Source organism: Micromonospora sp. WMMD812, assembly GCF_027497215.1.
Classification (GTDB): Bacteria; Actinomycetota; Actinomycetes; order Mycobacteriales; family Micromonosporaceae; genus Micromonospora.
Genome location: NZ_CP114904.1, coordinates 2,712,124 through 2,728,081, shown reverse-complemented (window position 1 = coordinate 2,728,081; position 15,958 = coordinate 2,712,124). Strand labels below are relative to the sequence as shown.

General features: G+C 70.1%; 20 protein-coding genes. 9 read left to right on the top strand and 11 right to left on the bottom strand.

Annotated elements, in window-relative coordinates; all coding sequences use genetic code 11:
* The first annotated feature begins 96 nt into the window (after positions 1-96).
* Both O7603_RS12400 and O7603_RS12395 read left to right on the top strand, forming a co-directional pair.
* The gene (locus O7603_RS12400) at positions 97-783 is read left to right on the top strand and encodes an alpha/beta hydrolase (RefSeq protein WP_281575866.1); all 687 of its coding nucleotides are present in this window, start codon (positions 97-99) and stop codon (positions 781-783) included.
* A 291-nt stretch (positions 784-1,074) separates the two neighbouring features.
* Entirely contained in the window at positions 1,075-1,650 is a 576-nt protein-coding gene (locus O7603_RS12395; RefSeq protein WP_281575865.1) for a dihydrofolate reductase family protein, read from the top strand.
* On the opposite strand, the gene O7603_RS12390 is transcribed toward O7603_RS12395, so the two are convergent.
* Positions 1,632-2,342 (bottom strand): helix-turn-helix domain-containing protein, encoded by a 711-nt coding sequence (locus O7603_RS12390; protein ID WP_281575864.1) that lies wholly within the window; start codon positions 2,340-2,342, stop codon positions 1,632-1,634. The two genes, O7603_RS12395 and O7603_RS12390, sit on opposite strands and share 19 nt — an antisense overlap.
* Before the next feature lie 75 nt (positions 2,343-2,417).
* Positions 2,418-3,971, bottom strand: a complete 1,554-nt coding sequence (locus O7603_RS12385) for an MFS transporter (RefSeq protein ID WP_281575863.1) — start codon at positions 3,969-3,971, stop codon at positions 2,418-2,420.
* Positions 3,972-4,028: 57 nt separating this feature from the next.
* Between O7603_RS12385 and O7603_RS12380 the strand changes: the two genes are divergently transcribed.
* Positions 4,029-4,559 carry a helix-turn-helix domain-containing protein gene (locus O7603_RS12380; RefSeq protein ID WP_281575862.1) on the top strand — a complete coding sequence of 177 codons (531 nt, stop codon included), beginning with the start codon at positions 4,029-4,031 and terminating at the stop codon, positions 4,557-4,559.
* A gap of 63 nt (positions 4,560-4,622) precedes the next feature.
* Here the strand turns inward: O7603_RS12380 and O7603_RS12375 are convergent, their stop codons facing one another.
* The 4 genes from O7603_RS12375 to O7603_RS12360 form a co-directional block, all read right to left on the bottom strand.
* Positions 4,623-5,669, bottom strand: coding sequence for an LLM class flavin-dependent oxidoreductase (locus O7603_RS12375; protein ID WP_281575861.1), 1,047 nt, complete (start codon positions 5,667-5,669; stop codon positions 4,623-4,625).
* A gap of 88 nt (positions 5,670-5,757) precedes the next feature.
* Positions 5,758-6,381 (bottom strand): cysteine hydrolase, encoded by a 624-nt coding sequence (locus O7603_RS12370; protein WP_281575860.1) that lies wholly within the window; start codon positions 6,379-6,381, stop codon positions 5,758-5,760.
* Between the two features lie 229 nt (positions 6,382-6,610).
* Positions 6,611-7,051: a helix-turn-helix domain-containing protein gene (locus tag O7603_RS12365; protein WP_281575859.1), complete on the bottom strand. Its 441-nt coding sequence runs from the start codon at positions 7,049-7,051 to the stop codon at positions 6,611-6,613.
* Positions 7,052-7,220: 169 nt separating this feature from the next.
* Complete coding sequence (locus O7603_RS12360) at positions 7,221-7,916, bottom strand: SDR family oxidoreductase (protein ID WP_281575858.1); 696 nt, start codon at positions 7,914-7,916, stop codon at positions 7,221-7,223.
* A gap of 296 nt (positions 7,917-8,212) precedes the next feature.
* On the opposite strand from O7603_RS12360, the gene O7603_RS12355 reads away from it, so the two are divergent.
* Positions 8,213-9,283 carry an alpha/beta hydrolase gene (locus O7603_RS12355; RefSeq protein ID WP_281575857.1) on the top strand — a complete coding sequence of 357 codons (1,071 nt, stop codon included), beginning with the start codon at positions 8,213-8,215 and terminating at the stop codon, positions 9,281-9,283.
* Positions 9,284-9,697: 414 nt separating this feature from the next.
* Positions 9,698-10,051, top strand: coding sequence for a VOC family protein (locus tag O7603_RS12350; protein WP_281575856.1), 354 nt, complete (start codon positions 9,698-9,700; stop codon positions 10,049-10,051).
* A gap of 59 nt (positions 10,052-10,110) precedes the next feature.
* Here the strand turns inward: O7603_RS12350 and O7603_RS12345 are convergent, their stop codons facing one another.
* Positions 10,111-10,674, bottom strand: coding sequence for a PadR family transcriptional regulator (locus O7603_RS12345; RefSeq protein ID WP_281575855.1), 564 nt, complete (start codon positions 10,672-10,674; stop codon positions 10,111-10,113).
* 74 nt (positions 10,675-10,748) lie between these two features.
* Here O7603_RS12345 and O7603_RS12340 point away from each other — a divergent pair, with 74 nt between their 5' ends.
* Positions 10,749-11,165, top strand: a complete 417-nt coding sequence (locus O7603_RS12340) for a nuclear transport factor 2 family protein (protein ID WP_281575854.1) — start codon at positions 10,749-10,751, stop codon at positions 11,163-11,165.
* 16 nt (positions 11,166-11,181) lie between these two features.
* Positions 11,182-12,207 carry an LLM class F420-dependent oxidoreductase gene (locus tag O7603_RS12335; protein WP_281575853.1) on the top strand — a complete coding sequence of 342 codons (1,026 nt, stop codon included), beginning with the start codon at positions 11,182-11,184 and terminating at the stop codon, positions 12,205-12,207.
* 56 nt (positions 12,208-12,263) lie between these two features.
* Here O7603_RS12335 and O7603_RS12330 read toward each other — a convergent pair whose 3' ends face one another.
* Both O7603_RS12330 and O7603_RS12325 read right to left on the bottom strand, forming a co-directional pair.
* Positions 12,264-12,791 (bottom strand): hypothetical protein, encoded by a 528-nt coding sequence (locus O7603_RS12330; protein ID WP_281575852.1) that lies wholly within the window; start codon positions 12,789-12,791, stop codon positions 12,264-12,266.
* 10 nt (positions 12,792-12,801) lie between these two features.
* Positions 12,802-13,191, bottom strand: coding sequence for a hypothetical protein (locus O7603_RS12325; RefSeq protein WP_281575851.1), 390 nt, complete (start codon positions 13,189-13,191; stop codon positions 12,802-12,804).
* 404 nt (positions 13,192-13,595) lie between these two features.
* Here O7603_RS12325 and O7603_RS12320 point away from each other — a divergent pair, with 404 nt between their 5' ends.
* Together O7603_RS12320 and O7603_RS12315 are read left to right on the top strand one after the other, a co-directional pair.
* Positions 13,596-13,892 carry a DUF1540 domain-containing protein gene (locus tag O7603_RS12320; RefSeq protein WP_281576674.1) on the top strand — a complete coding sequence of 99 codons (297 nt, stop codon included), beginning with the start codon at positions 13,596-13,598 and terminating at the stop codon, positions 13,890-13,892.
* A 235-nt stretch (positions 13,893-14,127) separates the two neighbouring features.
* Entirely contained in the window at positions 14,128-14,967 is an 840-nt protein-coding gene (locus tag O7603_RS12315) for a DUF2470 domain-containing protein (protein WP_348651075.1), read from the top strand.
* Between the two features lie 57 nt (positions 14,968-15,024).
* Here the strand turns inward: O7603_RS12315 and O7603_RS12310 are convergent, their stop codons facing one another.
* Together O7603_RS12310 and O7603_RS12305 are read right to left on the bottom strand one after the other, a co-directional pair.
* Entirely contained in the window at positions 15,025-15,405 is a 381-nt protein-coding gene (locus O7603_RS12310) for a hypothetical protein (RefSeq protein WP_281575849.1), read from the bottom strand.
* A gap of 161 nt (positions 15,406-15,566) precedes the next feature.
* Positions 15,567-15,926 carry a DUF6069 family protein gene (locus O7603_RS12305; RefSeq protein ID WP_281575848.1) on the bottom strand — a complete coding sequence of 120 codons (360 nt, stop codon included), beginning with the start codon at positions 15,924-15,926 and terminating at the stop codon, positions 15,567-15,569.
* Positions 15,927-15,958 lie beyond the last annotated feature (32 nt).

Here is a 15,958-nt window from a genome sequence, read left to right as displayed (position 1 = left end):
CGCTCTCGTCCGTGTCGCGCGGCGGTGGCGCGTGAACGCTGACGTCTTACAGGTCGTGGGTGCGCAGAGGTCGCACGCCGGTGACAGGAGGTCAACATGAGTGGTCCTACGGTCGTGCTGGTGCACGGCGGTTTCGTCGACGGGTCGGGGTGGCGGGGTGTCTACGACCGGCTCCGCTCCCAGGGCCGCCGCGTCGCCGTCGTGCAGAATCCCACCGTCTCCCTCGAGGGCGACGTGGCGGCGACCAGGCAGGTCCTCGACGGCATCGAGGGGCCGGTGGTCCTGGTGGGTCACTCGTACGGCGGCGTGGTCGTCACCGAGGCCGGCAGCGACCCCCGGGTCGCCGGACTCGTCTACATCGCGGCGTTCGCTCCGGACAAGGGCGAGTCCGTGAACACGCTCATCGCCGACCCCCCGCCCGGGGCGCCGGTCCCGCCGATCCTGCCGCCCCGAGACGGCTACCTTCTCCTGGACCGCGAGAAGTTCCACGCCTCCTTCGCCGGCGACCTGCCTGCCGACGAGGCGGCGTTCATGGCCGACTCGCAGGTCCCCTGGGGGATCGGCGCGCTCGGTGGCACGGTCACCGAACCGGCCTGGCGGTCCAAGCCGAGCTGGTACCTGGTCGCCGGCGACGACCGGATGATCCCGCCACCGGCCCAGCGGGCCATGGCCGAGCGGGCCGGCGCCACGGTCCGTGAGGTCCCCGGCAGCCACTCGGTCTACGTCTCCCAGCCGGAGGCGGTCGCCGACCTGATCCACACCGCCGTCGAGGCTCTGAGCTAACCACCTTTCGCTCAGCCAGGTGCGGCGCCCGCCGCGACGGCCCGGCTGACCCGGCACGTGGCAAGCCCCGCCGACTGACGCGCCACCTCGGCCGGTAGCAGCCCTGCCTACCGGCCGAGGACGCGGGCCGGGTCGGCCGGGCAGAAATGTGTCGTCGTTTTCGTACAAGACGGCCCCGGTGCCGATCCCTAGCATGGATGTGGGCACGCACCGCGGGCGCATTTCGGCGCTCTCCGCCCGCCGGTCGATCCACCCTGGCTCGTCGCCTGACTCGTGAGGAGAGAACAGCACATGCGTGATGTGGTCTACACCGGGTTCATGTCGCTCGACGGCGTTGTGGACTCTCCAGGCGGGCCGAGCGAGGGGCACCGCAGCGGTGGCTGGGTTTTCAAGGACATCGACTTCGTGGCCGACGCGTTCTCGCTCAAGGGCGAGGAGCTCGCGGACACCACGGCGCTGATGTTCGGCCGCCGCAGCTACGAGGCGTTCGCGCCGGTCTGGCGCGACTCGGAAGACCACGCCGCCTACAAGGATCTGCCGAAGTACGTGGTCTCGAGCACGCTTCCCGAGGACGCCCTCGTCGACGGATGGGGGCCGACCACGATTCTGCGCTCGATCGATGACGTCGTCGAGCTCAAGAAGAGCGAGGGTGGCGCGATCTTCATCCACGGGAGCGCGGAGCTCGCCCGACGCCTGTCGGACGCGGGTCTGATCAATCGGTACAACCTTCTCGTCTTCCCCGTGTTGCTCGGAGCCGGAAAGAGCCTGTTCAGCCAGGCGGACAAGGACAAGCAGGTGCTGAGCCTCCGGGAGTCCGCGCCCTACTCGAACGGCATCGTCAAGCTGATCTACGACGTCGTCGGCTGACTCAGGTCCAGACCGATCGCGCCACCGGCCCCCTCGCGCAGCTGCCGCGCCGTACGCCCGATGTACCGCTGCAGCGCGCGGGCCAGGTGCGGCTCGTCGAAGTACGCGAGCTGGGCGACGGCATCGGCGACCGGGGCGCCGGCGGCCAGGAGCGCCGATGCCGTGCGTGCGCGTTCGATCTGCCGTATCGCGCCCTGGGTCAGTCCGGTCGCCGATCGGAACCGGCGTTCGACGGTGCGTGCCGACACGGCGGGCCGGTGGCCCCGGCGGACCTCGGTGACCAGCGGGTCCCGCACCACGGCACCGGAGCGGACCAGGCGGTCGACCAGGGCCTCGGCGTCATCGGGGCCGGGCGTCTCCCAGCGGACACCGTCCACGCAGAAGGATCTGCGCGTGGCGTCGGGGAGGTCGGTGCCGCCGTCGACCAGGGCGGGCGTGGGAATGGCCCGGAGCGACGTTCCCACGGCGAACTCGATGCCGACGAAGGTAGCGCCTTCGGGCACCGGCGCGGCGCCGGTCCTGGTCTCGGGGCCGGAAACGGCGGCGTACGCGCTGCCCTCGCACTGCCAGAACACCAGGCCCCACGACGCCGTCGCGACGGAGGTCATCTCCGTGACCTGCTCGCTCGTGCAGGTCCACACGGCGTCGACCCACGGCGAGTCGGACGCGCGCGTCGTGAACCGCAATCCCACGGGAGGAGGATACGGCGGCAGCCGGAGCCGGGACGCCCCACTCGATCGTCGGTGTCGAGCGGGGCGACCGGTGGATCAGGCAGTTGCCGGGCGCTGCCGGACGAACAGCACCGTCGGGATCACCATGACGAGCAGGACGACGCCGCCGACGAGCCAGCCGAGGTGAAGGGCGTCGGTGAAGGCCCGCGGCACGGCCAAAGAGAGCGTGTGCTCCAGCGGGGCCGGTAGCTGACCCGTGCTGCCGCCGTGCGCGGCGCCCGCGGCGACCGATTCGGCCGTGTCGGACGGCACTCCGGCCGCCGTGAGCTGCTCGTGCAGGTACGTCGGGAAGCGGGTCGTGGCGAGGGTGCCGAGGATGCTCGGGCCGAGCACGCTGCCCAGCTGGCGGAACATGTTGACCGAGCCGGCGGCCATGCCGGCCTGCAGCGGTGGCACGCTGTTGACGGCTGCGGCGGTCGCCGGCGCCACCAGTAGCGCCGAGCCGACGCCGGCGACGAGCAGCCCCGGCCACATCGCCCCGTACCCGCTGGTCGGGCCGACCATCAGCAGCGCGAGGGCCCCGGCGCCCATGAGGACGAGCCCCGCGGCGAGCACGGGGGCGATGCCGACCCGGCGGGCCAGGCGACCGGCGAGTGCGCTGACGACGATGTAGGGGACGAACATGGGGAGCAGCTTCACCCCGGTCTCCAGGGCGCTCGCGTGGGCGATCCGTTCCAGATAGAGGACGGTGAGCAGCGAGATGCCGACGAAGCCGAACATCGTGACGGCGCCGATCGTCATCACGGTCGCGAACGAGGCGCTCTTGAACAGCCGCAGGTCGAGCATGGGGTCGTGGTGGCGGAGTTCGAGCCGGACGAAGGCCACCAGCGAGGCGGCGAAGACCACGTAGGCCGCGATGATCGCCGGCCGGCCGTATCCGCTGGCGCCGCCCTGGATGATGGCGTAGGTCGCCGACGCGATCGCGATGGTGCCCAGCAGCACGCCGGCGGGATCGAGTCGCCGCGACGGGTGCCGGCTCTCCGCCACGAACAGCGGGGCGAGCACGAGGGCGAGCACCCCGAGGACGAGGTTGGTGAGGTAGACCGCGTGCCAGGAGGCGTGGTCCAGGAGCGCGCCCGCCACCAGCGGCCCGATCGCCAGCCCGAGGCCGGCGCAGCTGGCCCAGACGCTGATGGCGCCGGTCCGCTCGTGGGGGTCGGTGAAGGCGTGACTCACGATCGACAGGCTCGACGGCAGCACGGCCGCGGCGCCGACGCCCATCACGGCCTGGGCCGCGATGATCAGGCCCGCGTTCGGTGCGGCGAAGGCGAGCGCGCTGCCGAGCGTGAGGATTCCGACGCCGTAGCAGAAGACCCGCCGGCGCCCGAGCAGGTCGCTCAGCGTGCCGGCGGAGAGGACCAGGCTCACCACGGCGAGGCTAAAGGCGCTGCTCACCCAGACCAGCGTGCTGGCGGACAGGTGCAGGTCGTCCTGGATCGGCGGTAGCGCCGAGATCGTCGACGACACGTTGACGAATGTCATCATCACGCCCAGGCAGACGACGAAGAGCGCGAACCATCGTCGCCGCGCCTCGGTCGTCGGCGCCGGTCGGGGCCCGGCGGCGGTGTTAGGCTGGCTAGTGGAGACCATAGCCAGACGGTAGCACCCCTGGCTATGCCATCGCCTAGCCAGAGGGGTGTGGGAGCCGTGACACAGTCAGCCGGGCCGGCAGGGCCCGACACCGACGCCGTCATCACCTTGACCGGTCGCTTCGCCGATCGCGACGCCTGGCAGGCGGAGGGCTGGTGCCGCATCGAGCACGCGCTGGAGCTGATCGGCACCCGGTCGGCGATGATCCTGATGCGCGAGATCTACTACGGCGGCCGGCGCTTCGACGAACTGGCCCGGCGTACCGGCCTGACCGAGGCGGTGGCTGCCAAGCGGCTCAAGCAGCTGGTCGCGGACGGTCTGCTGCGGCGGCGGCCTTACCAGGAGCCGGGCAAGCGGACCCGGTACGAGTACGTCCTCACCGACCTGGGCCGAGAGCTCTTTCCCGTGCTCGTCGCCCTGATGCAGTGGGGGGAGCGGCTCGGCCGGGAGGGCGGTGTCGAGCTCGTGCACGTCGGCTGCGGGAGTCCGCTCGGCGTCGTGGTCAAGTGTGCGAACGGGCACGAGGTGGAGCTACCCGACACGGCCGCCCGGCTGATGACGGACGGGAACGGCACCGACCTCCCGTAAGGCCGCTTCAGCGCTGCCGGCGACACGACGCGACCCCGCGTCCGGCAGCGCGCCGCAGCGGTGTCAGGCCGCCGCAGTCACCAGCTCAAGGGAACGCAGGCGGTCGGCGAGGTGATAGAGCGGCGTGGACAGCATGAGCTCGTCCGCGCCGGTCTGCGCGGCCACGGCGGACAGCCGGCCGTACACCGTCTCCGCCGAGCCGTACGCCTGGGTGGCCTGCATCTGGTCGAGCCGTTCCTCCAGTTCCGCGGGCAGCGTCTCCACCGCCGCCTGAGCGGGCGACAGCAGCGGTGCGTCGCCGCCTCGGCCCTGCACGGCCGCCGCCATGGCCAGTCGCGCCGGGCGGCCGAGCGCGATCGCGTCGCCGTCCGTCGCGGCGCAGACCGTCTCGACGCTCACCAGCGCGTAGGGCGCCTCCCGCCACCGCGACGGGCGGAACCGCTCGCGATAGCGGGCCAGCGCGTCCACGGCGTTACCGGGACGGATGTGGTACGCGAAGGCGATCGGCAGGCCCAGCTCGGCAGCGAGGTCGGCCCCCGTGACGCTCGACGACAGGAGCCACGGCTCCGGCAGGGTGTCGGCACCCGGCAGCACCCGGGTGCCGCCGCGACCGTCCAGGTGACCCAGCAGTTCGATGAGGTCGGCGCGATACTCGGCGTCGGTCGCCTGGTCCGCGCCGCGACGCAGGGCCCGGATGGTGGCGGGATCGCTCGTGCCCGGCCCACGGCCGATTCCCAGATCGACCCGCCCCGGATTCAGCGAGGCCAGCGTCGTGAACTGCTCGGCAACCGCCAGCGGGGCGTGGTGCGGCAGCAGCACGCCGCCCGAGCCGACCCGGATCGCGCTGGTCATCGCCGCCAGATGGGTGGCCAGCACGGGAGGTGCGACGCTGCCGACCGAGCGATAGCCGTGGTGCTCGGCGACCCACACCCGACGGAATCCCAGCTCTGCGGCTCGTTGCGCGGTCGAGACGACCGCCTGAAGGCCTTCACGCGCACTCGAACCCTCCTGCATCAGAGCCAGCTCCAGCACGGACAGCGGCGGCAGCGGCGAGCGCGCTCGCGCGGGAGTTTCGTCCAGCACTGACGTGTCGGCGAGGTGCGCGTTCATTTCTGAATCCCTATCGCTTGCAGAGGAAGGAGGTCACGCCCGGCGTACGACCCGACCAGCTGACCGCCCGGCAGTTGTCAGGTCGGGATCACGCGTCGGTGAACGCGGCGACGATCTCGTGCGTGGAGACGATGGCGTGGGCGTAGGTGGGGCCGTTCAACTCGTGTGCGGCGTGCAACTTCTCCGGGGTGAGGGCCGCGGTGGCGTCGCGGACCAGCGTGACGTGGTAGCCGAGTTCCATGGCGTAGCGGCCGGTGGACTCGATGCAGGTGTCGGCCAGCAGGCCGATGACCGCGACGTGGGTGATGCCGTGCTGCTTGAGCAGGAAATCCAGGTCGGTATTGGCGAATCCGCTCTGCCCCCAGTGTTCCTGGGCGACGACGTCACCCGCCTGCGGCTGGAAGTCGGGGTGGAACTCGCCGCCCCAGGAGCCTCGAGCGAAGTTGTGGTGCTGCTTCTGGTACCGCTGTCCGGAGGCCAGGTGCCCCCAGGTCTCGTAGTCGCCTCGCTCCCACCGGTGGTGCGGCACGAACACCACTCGCACGCCGGCCTCGCGGGCGGCGGCGATCACGGCACGCAGGTTGTCCAGCAGACCGATCTGCTTCGCCACCGGCTCCACTCGCGGCCAGACCTGGCCGCCCTCGGAGATGAAGTCGTTGTAGGGATCAACCAGCAGAACCGCCGTGCGTCGGCGATCGTAGGTCTCAGTCACAGTTTCTCCTTAGCGAAGATCCGGATCAGTCAGCCCGTCCCGACTCCGGGCTCAACCACCCTGAAGCCGCTTGTGGCCGATGAATGGGACGTTCCGGCTCCTGGCGCAGGTTGGCGTCGGTTGACCGGTCGGCGGCATGCGCATTCCCGGTTGGTTGCTACTTCTGCCACGGAGTTGGCCGGTCGGCCCCTCTGGTACGCCCGCGCCTGGCCGGACGCCGGCCGGCTCCCTAGAGCAGGCTGACGTCCGAGGCGGCGACCTCGTGGGTGTCGTCGTCGGCGATGAAGCCGACGTGGACCGGCCGTCCGGTGGACCGTTGGCGTCGCAGCGCCGAGGGGCCCGAGGGCCGGGGGCAGTGGTGATCGCCCCACTGCTGAAGCGCGGCGAGGATCACCTGTAGCTCCTGGCCGGCCGGGGTCAGGTGGTAGCTGTCGCGGTGCCGGCTGCCCGGCTCCTGGTACGTCCGCTTGCGGAGGACTCCCGCGTCGACCAGTGTCTTCAGCCGGGTGCTGAGCAGGTTTGACGCGATGCCCAGTGATGACTGGATCTCGGCGAAGCGGTGCCTTCCGAGGTAGATCTCGCGGATGATCAGCAGCGTCCAGCGCTCGCCCAACACCTGCAGGCTGCGCTCGATCGAGCAGGACGGCTCGTCATGCGTGTCGCTGGGCATGGAGCCTCCTTCACGTCGCCGGCGGCCGCGGGCACCCACAGTGTCGCTTGTATTTCATTATGCAATCCAGCCCTGGTTGCGGCAACCAGCGCGGTCGCCGCCTCCAGGTCGGGCCGTGCTTCGCCGGCTGCTGGCCTGGCTGGATCGGGTACGCCAGGCCTGCTCCCCGTCAGCGCGCCAGGTACAGCTCGGCGATGTCGTTCGGCAGCGCGGACTTGATCTGGCGGCTGAACTCGTCGACGAGCACTTCCTCCTCGTCGGAGACGACTGCCTTGATCGCGGCCCGCGCGACCTCCTCAGGGCTGATCTTGGGCAGGTCGACGCCGGCGGACAGGTCGGTGTCGACATACCCGACATGCACACCCAGCACGTGGGTCCCCTGCTCGCGCAGCGCCAACCGCATCGCGTTGGACAGCGACCACTGCGCGGCCTTGCTCGCCGCGTAGCCGGCCGCCTGCTGCAGGGCCAGCCAGGATGCGGCCGACAGCATGTTGATCACCGCGCCGCCTCCGTTGCGCGCCAGCGTCGGCGCGAACGCCTGGGTGACGGCCCAGGTGCCGAAGTAGTTGACCTCCATCTCGCGCCGGGCGTTCTCCAGCGACCCGGCGAGCACCGATCCCGCGAATCCGGTTCCGGCGTTGTTGACCAGGATCGAGAGGTCCCCGATCGTCTCGGTCGCCTCGGCGATGGTGGCCGGGTCCGTGACGTCCAGCCGGATCGGCACCACCCCGGCGTCGGTGATCAGTTCGGGGCGGCGTGCCGCGCCGTAGACCACGGCGCCGTGCTCGACAAGCTCGCGGGCGAAGGCCCGGCCGATGCCCCGGTTGGCGCCCGTCACCAACGCCGCTCTGCCTCGGATCTGCACTGTTTCTTCTCCTGTTCAGGCAAGGAAGGTCCGCCGACCTGTGCGGCGCCAATAGTACCTCCTGACTTCTAAACTGCAAGTCAGAGTCGAGGCCCACGGACCCGTGTAGTCACGGGCGTGCTGGCGTTCTGAGGCGAACGGGGTCTTCACGGGCCGCTCGGCCAAGCGGCACTTCGAATGGTCTAGCTTTCAAAACTAGATTCAGCTAGCCTTCCCGGCCGGAGGGAGCAGGGTGCCGACCCCGGGCGCCAGCAGGCTTCCGCCATCTAGACGTAGTAAGACCCAAGGAGGGCCCCATGTCGGAAATGTCTCCGCCGCACTCTCGACGGAAATTTCTCTCCACCTCTGCCGCCGCGATAGGCGCAGCGACCGCTGGATCCTTCGGTCTGCTCTCCGCCTCGGCAGCCGAAGCAGAACCCCGCCGCGGATGGCCGGCAGGCGGCGGCGTCACCGGTCTCGGCGGCGTCTCGCAGGCGCCACACCTGCCGCCGGGATTCACCAAGACCTTCACCAGCCGGTTCGTCCACGCCAACGGCCTGCGCCAGCACGTGGTCATCGGAGGCGACGGGCCGCCGCTGCTGCTGGTGCACGGCTGGCCCGAGACCTGGTACGCCTGGCGCCTGCTGATGCCCGCGCTGGCCAAGGACTTCACCGTCATCGCGGTCGACCAGCGCGGCATCGGTCTGACCGACAAGCCGCAGGACGGGTACGACAGCGCGACCCTCGCCAACGACCTGGTCGCGCTGATGGACGCGCTCGGCCACCAGCGGTTCGCCGTGGTCGGCCACGACACCGGAATGCCCATCGCGTACGCCCTGGCCGCGGATCACCCGCAGCGGGTCGACCGCTTCGTCGTCGCCGAGGCTCCCCTCCCGGGCGTGAGTGACTCACCGCCGGTGTTCGGCAGCCCCGCGTGGCTCAACGACCGGGTGTGGCACATCGGCTTCAACCGGCTCACCGAGGTGAACGAGCTGCTCGTCAGGGGACGGGAGGACATCTTCTTCGGGTACGAGTTCGAGATCAACGCCAAGAAGAAGCTGCCCGACCACGCCGTCAGGTACTACATCCGCCTCCTTGCCTCCCACCGCGACGCGCTCCGCGGCAGCTTCAACCTCTACCGCGCACTCGACACCACACTGGCGCAGAACGTGGAGCGCCAGAAGGCCGGCCGACTGACCATCCCCGTGCTGGCGGTCGGCGGAGCGGCAAGCATCGCCGATGGGGCGGGGACCACGATGGAGCGGGTCGCGGACGACGTACAGACCCTGGTCATCCCCGACTGCGGTCACTGGGTCGCCGAAGAGGCCCCCGAGGAGATGCTGACGGCACTGACCGCGTTCCTGGCCCCGTACCGCGAACGTCGGTGACGACTCTCGGCGACAGTTGATCGTCGGCGGGGTTCGTGACCTGGACACGGCCGCGCGGGCTCCTCGAATGTGATCAAGAGGGGCCCGCGCGGCCCGGTCCTACCCAGCCGTCGTCGCCGGCCGGCGGGATCGACCCGTGTTCGGTGCTGGATCGGCAGTGGACATCATGCTGTTCTGTTTCAGTGACGCTTGACCAGTATCTCGCCGCCGGCTGATCGACGAGCTGCGGCCGCACATCGTGCCGCTCACGCTCGGCGCCGGCACACGGCTGATCGAGGGCGACCCGCCACTCAAGCTCGAGCAGGTGAAGTCGCGGGCCGCGACGTCGGTCACGCACGTGACGTACCGCGTGCTGTCCTGGCCCGGCGGGCGGTGTCACCGCCCGCCCGATCGCCGTCCTGGCAGGATGGCGACATGGAACGTGTGCGTGGAATCGGCGGCTACTTCCTGCGGGCCGCCGACCCGGTGGCCCTGGTCGCCTGGTATCGCGATTGCCTGGGCCTGGACGCCGACGAGCACGGCCTGTGGCGTCAGGAGGCGGGGCCGACGGTGTTCGCGACGTTCGAGTCCGAGACCGACTACTTCGGGTCCCGCGCCCAGCAGACCATGCTCAACTTCCGGGTCCGCGACCTGGACGCGATGCTGGCACAACTGCGCGCCAAGGGAGCGGACGTGGCCGACGAGACACAGGACATGGAGGGTGTCGGTCGATTCGGCTGGGTCACCGATCCCGAGGGCAATCGAATCGAGCTGTGGCAGCCCGCCTGACCGCGCCTTCACGCGGGCGGTGACGTGCCCGGTGGCCCGGCGATGTCCCCGCCCGCCGGTCAGCGGGGCAGCGGCGCCCGGGCGCGCAACAGCGCCGCCGCCTGTTCACACCACTCGCGGTTCTCCTGCTCGAACCGACGGCCGCGCAGACACGTCAGGTACGGCCCGATCCGGTCGCCCTCGCGCAGGAACGTCTCCTCGTCCCGCTCGCCACGCAGCCGCTGCAGCATCCGATCGAAGATCTCCACCTTCGCCCGCGCCGCGACCGCGCGCTCCTCGAGCTGGACGATGACCGGCGACGGGTCCAGCATGTCGACGGCCTGGACCATGACGAGCAGGTCTTCCCGGATGGACGATGGCTTCGACGGCGTCGCGGTGAACGCGGCCAGCTCCGCGAGGCCGGCGTCGGTGACCGTGAACAGTCGCTTGTTGGGCCGCTCCCGCTGGATGACCTGGCGGCCGACGATCAGCCCCTCTCGCTCCAGCTTGGCCAGCTCGGCGTAGAGCTGCTGAGGCACCGCGTACCAGAAGTTCGCCAGTGACACGTCGAAGACCTTGGCCAGCTGGTACCCGCTGTACTCGCCGTCGAGCAGCGCCGCCAACACCGCGTGGCGCAGCGCCATCGCCCAACCTCCCGCTTCCGTCGTCGCATAGTCAGTGATATGACTACTCCTATCGTTGACTATAGGAGGCAGCCGTGACGACCGTCGAGCGGTTCCGTGTCGCCGTCGAGTCCCGAGACCTGGACGCGTTCGACGGGCTGTTCAGCCCCGACGTGCGTTTCTTCAGCCCGGTGAAGTTCACCCCGATCGAGGGGGCGCAGGCGATTCGCGGGCTCCTCGGCGTGCTCCTGCGCACCTTCGAGGACTTCCGCTACGTCGGGCAGTTGGCCGGCGAGGCCGAAATCGGCACGGCGGGCCGCCCGGCCGGCTCGCACATCCTGATCTTCCGCGCGACCGTGCGTGGCAAGCAGATCCACGGCATCGACCTGCTCCAGCTCGGCGACGACGGCTTGATCGAGGAGTTCACGGTCATGGTCCGTCCCCTGTCCGCCCTCACCACGCTCAGCGAGGCGGTCCTCGCCGGCCTCGCCGCCGACCAGATCTCCCTGTGATCCCGGAGGACGCGAAATGAAGCTCGGGTACACGACCGGCTACTGGTCATCCGGCCCCCCTGCCGGCGTGACGGAGGCCATCGCGGAGGCGGACCGCCTCGGCTTCGACTCGGTCTGGGCCGCCGAGGCGTACGGGTCGGACTGTTTGACCCCGCTCGCCTGGTGGGGCGCCGGCACCTCCCGGGTGCGGCTGGGCACCAACATCATGCAGATGTCGGCCCGTACGCCGACCGCCGCCGCGATGGCGGCGCTCACCCTCGACCACCTGTCCGGCGGCCGGTTCGTCCTCGGGCTCGGCGCCTCCGGTCCGCAGGTCGTGGAGGGGTGGTACGGCCAGCCGTACCCGCGGCCGCTGGCCCGCACCCGGGAGTACATCGACATCATCCGCGCCGTCCTCGCCCGCACCGGCCCCGTCGAGTACGACGGCGCGTTCTACCAGCTGCCGCAGCGCGGCGGCACCGGCCTCGGCAAGCCGCTCAAGTCCACCGTCCACCCGCTGCGCGCCGACATCCCGATCTTCCTCGCCGCCGAGGGGCCGAAGAACGTGGCGCTGGCCGCCGAGATCGCCGACGGCTGGCTTCCGTTGTTCTTCTCCCCGAAGGCGGACGACTTCTACCGCGCCGCGCTGGCCGAAGGCTTCGCACGACCGGGCGCCCGCCGTAGTCCAGACGCGTTCGAGGTCGCCGCGACCGTGCCGATCGTCATCGACGACGATGTGGAGCGGGCGGCCGACCAGATCCGGCCGTTCGTCGCGCTGTACGTCGGCGGCATGGGTGCCAAGTCGGCCAACTTCCACCGGGACGTCATCGCCCGCCTCGGATACGAGCGGGAGTGCGACGTCATCACCGAGGCGTACCTGGCGGGCAACAAGCGGGAGGCCATCGCCGCCGTGCCGACCGCGCTGGTGGAGGACATCGCACTGATCGGGCCGGCCGCGAAGATCAAGGACGAGCTGCAGCGGTGGCGCGAGAGCGTGGTCACCACCCTGCTGGTCCAAGGCGGTCCGCAGCAGCTGCGCCAGATCGCGGAGCTGGTCACCTGACGACCGTGCCGGGAAGGCATCCCGGTGCGGTCCACGTCTGGTGGCTTCGGCAAGGCCTACAGCCGGGTTGCGATCGTGGTGGCGAGGTCGGTCAGCGGTTTGCGGTTCTCCGCCGGGTCGTTGAGCCGGACGAGACGCAGCGAGACCCAGACCGTGCCCTTGCGGATGAACGCGGCGCCGTCCTCCAGGTACGCCTCCTCGCCGACACCTTGCAGCGTGGTGAACTCATGCTTGAGTTCGCGGTCGATGTCGAGGAACTTCTTGGCCCCGTCGCCGACGAAGATCTCCACCTGCGCCGTGGGTCCGGTCACCGGGCCGGTGTAGGTGCAGGTCTCCTTGACCAACTGCCCGTCGTCGAGCGGAGTTCCGGCGAGCTTCTCCGCCTCCGGCTTGGACACGAGCTCGCACGGGTTGATCGTCTTCGCCGGCGGTTCCGTGGTGGCGGCGGCGGTCGCCGCCGGCTGCGTCGGCGCCGGATCCTGCGGGCCGGCCTGGGCCGCCGGCGCGTTCGACGTGCCGCAGCCGGGCAGCGTCGCGGTCGCGAAGAGGGCCGTGACGAGCAGGGCCCTGGAGGTGGTGGTCACGGAGGTCTCCTCAGCTGCCGGTGCAGGTGATGTTCTCAGGGATGGTCTGTGACTTCTTGACGAAGGACTTCTGTTGCTCGAGGTCCGCGGTGATCTTCGTTTTGGGCCCCAGAACCTTCTTCAGGACGGCCGCCGCCTTCGAGGACACGGACAGCCCGACCCCGGCGATCTTGCCGTCGAGCGTGGCGCCGACGCAGCGGGGTATGACGGCCGAGAGCGCCGATCCGTTGGTGATCCCGACATCCGCGTTGAGCTTGATGTACGGCCCGGCGAACGCCGTCGGGACACCGATGCCGAACTGGAACTTCGACTCGATCGCGAACACGATTCCCGACGGCGCGAGAGAGATCCCGGCGATGCTGTTGACGATGCTCTTGACGACCGTGAAGGTGGGGACCACGACGCTGCCCCCGACGATCCCCAGCGGACCGGACAGGCCCCACTCGCCGTCGGCGGTGACGGTCGGAGTGGAATGGGTGGCTGAATCCGCCGGCAAGAACTGCGACTTTCGCTTTTCTCTCCGATTGGTGAGATCCGCTGCGCACCGATTGTGGCGAGGTAAAGCAAGACTGACCTAACGAAGGTAAGGCTTACTTTCATTCCTCGCAACGCGCGGCAGGAAATGAGGGAAAGGCTGCCCTGGCGACGTTTCGCTGCTAGAGTGCGTTGGTCGAAATGAATTGGAGGATGCTCGCCGGTGACGGTTTGCTCCTTCCGCTCAGCGGCAATTACGGACTGACATACGAGTACGCCGGGCCGGGCGCGCTCCTCTGCGCTACCGGCCTCGAGAGTGTGGAGGGCACCATGAAAACCCTGCTCCAGTCGCCCCCGGTGCGTGAATGTGCCGCCACGGCGTGCAGTTTCAACGACAAGGGCTGCCATGCTCCGGCGATCACCGTTGCCTCGACGGGTGATGCCGCGTCCTGCGCCACGTTCGTCGAGTCTTCGGTGAGCGGCGGAATCGCCGAGGTGACCGGCTCGGTGGGCGCGTGCGCGCGTTCCGAGTGTGTCTACAACACCAACCTTGCCTGCACGGCCGAATCCATCACCGTCGGCCCCGGCGCCACCGCCAGCGACTGCCTCACCTACCAGCCCGCCTGACGCCCGCGAGGCGCTGATCCACCCGGAACGCGGCGCGTACCGACGTGACCTCCCGCCCTGACGAAGGCAGCAGGGTCGGAGGTCACGTTGTGGTAGGTAAGCCTTACCTACTACAGTCAGGTCCCTAGGCCGAGTTGACCTGCACTATCAGGCCGGGGGGATCCACATGGCGCTCCATTCAGCCGGGCGGCCGGCGGAGCTGGCGCAGGCCGCTGACATCACCGTCGCAGCGGAGGTGTCAGGGGCGGAAGCGCCCGCCGCGCGTGCTCAGGCGGACGCCGTGACGGCACGCTCGGCCCTGTCCGCCGCTCCGTCCCTGCGGCTGGGGCTCGGCGACACCGCCGTCGACCTCGTCGATTCGCACGTCGCCCTGCCCGACGGCTCTGTTGTCCTCGCGGTTGACGCGATGACCCGACTCGGCGGCCTGCTGGTCGCCGCGCGTGGCCGCCCGGGCGCGGTGCGGCTCGACGTGACGCAACTCGTCCCGGTCGCCGTGCGGTCCCGTGTGCGGGCCAAGGTGCGGATGCTGGGTACCGTGCGCCGGTTCGACCCGGTCAGCCTGGACTCGTGCGACGGCGACACCCTCATGGCGTTGCTCGACCTGCCCCCCGTCGCGCTGTGGGCGGTCGACCCGGTCGAGGTCTGCGTCACTCAGGGTGCCGGTGAAGCCACGACGAGTATCGCCGCCTACCGTGCCGCGCTCCCGGACCCGCTCGCCGCCGTCGAAGCCGTGCACCTGCAACACCTCACCCAGCACCACTGCGACGTCCTCGACCGGCTCGCGGCACTGGTCGACCCGGCGTTGACCGCCACGTCGGCGCGGGTCATACCGGTCGCTGTCGACGCCGACGGCATCGTGCTCCGCGCGGAGGCGTCCGACGGGCACACCGATGTCCGGTTGCCGTTCGCCCAGCCGGTCACCGGCAGCGCCGGCCTCGCCGAAGGACTGCGGGAGCTGCTTGCCGAGGCGGCCGGGCGTGGACCCGCCGGTTCAACCCGCACCACCGCTGACGCGGAACGGACCCCGGCGGCGTGTGATCTACTCGCGGCTGGGTGCTACATTCCGTCGGTGTGACCGGGCCACCCGGCAGCGGTAATCGGGCGAGCAATCACCGGGCGGCGTCGGGTGGCCTCACAGCTCTCTGAGGCGGTACTCCTGTTCCGGGTCCACGATCTCGAAGAGCGCGTCGAACCCGTCCGCCTTGCGCGGGCGCCGGCTCAGCTGGCTGTACTCCGGCTCGTACTCGAGGATCCAGGGCATGCCCAGCTTCGGCGGCCGCGCCCAGTATCCGATCAAACGCGCGCGGTGGCCGGCTGCGGCAGTCATGACCGCCCGTCGGGTGGTTCGGGACGGGGCGTCGACGACCACGTCTCGGCCGTCCGCGAGGATCCGCCCGACCCGCTCGGCCAGGTGCTGGTCGCGGTGCCGCTTGACGGCTGGATCGGGGATGACGCGCACCGCCCCAGCCGGTAACTCGCGTTCCAGGAACGTGCGCGCCAACCTCAATGCCATGAGAACGACAACGGTCTGCACCCTTTCTCTGTACCCACCGATGGCAACAGGTCATGCCGTCCGGGGTCAATGTGCGCGCCTCATTGAATGACGGATGAGTCCCGGCGGTTGCCCATGCTGACCGCGGCCGCCGAGGACGGGCAGGGTCGTGTTGCGAGTCGTCAATCGGTCCGGTTGCGGAGGGCTCGCGCCAGGGTGGGAATCATCACCGCCGCGGGGACGAGGTGCAGCCCGAGAAGGGCGGTGGTGGTGGCGGCGTTCGCCCCGGAGAGGAGGGGCGGGATCAACGAGATCGCGGTCAGCGACACTGCCGTCCACACGAATCGCTCGGCGGGGCGAGCGCTCCACCGAAGAAGAGCGACGGCAATGACGATGCCCACGACCGAGAAGAAGCCGGTCACCACGGCGAACCCGGACAACGGGATCGTCTCGCCACCATCGGGCATCTCGAAGTCGACGCCGACTGCCTGGGCAAGCGCAGCGGCGAGGGTGGTGGCCACCATCGCCGCGAGCGTGGCCATGAGGCCGATGCCAGCGAGCCTGCGGAGCCGGT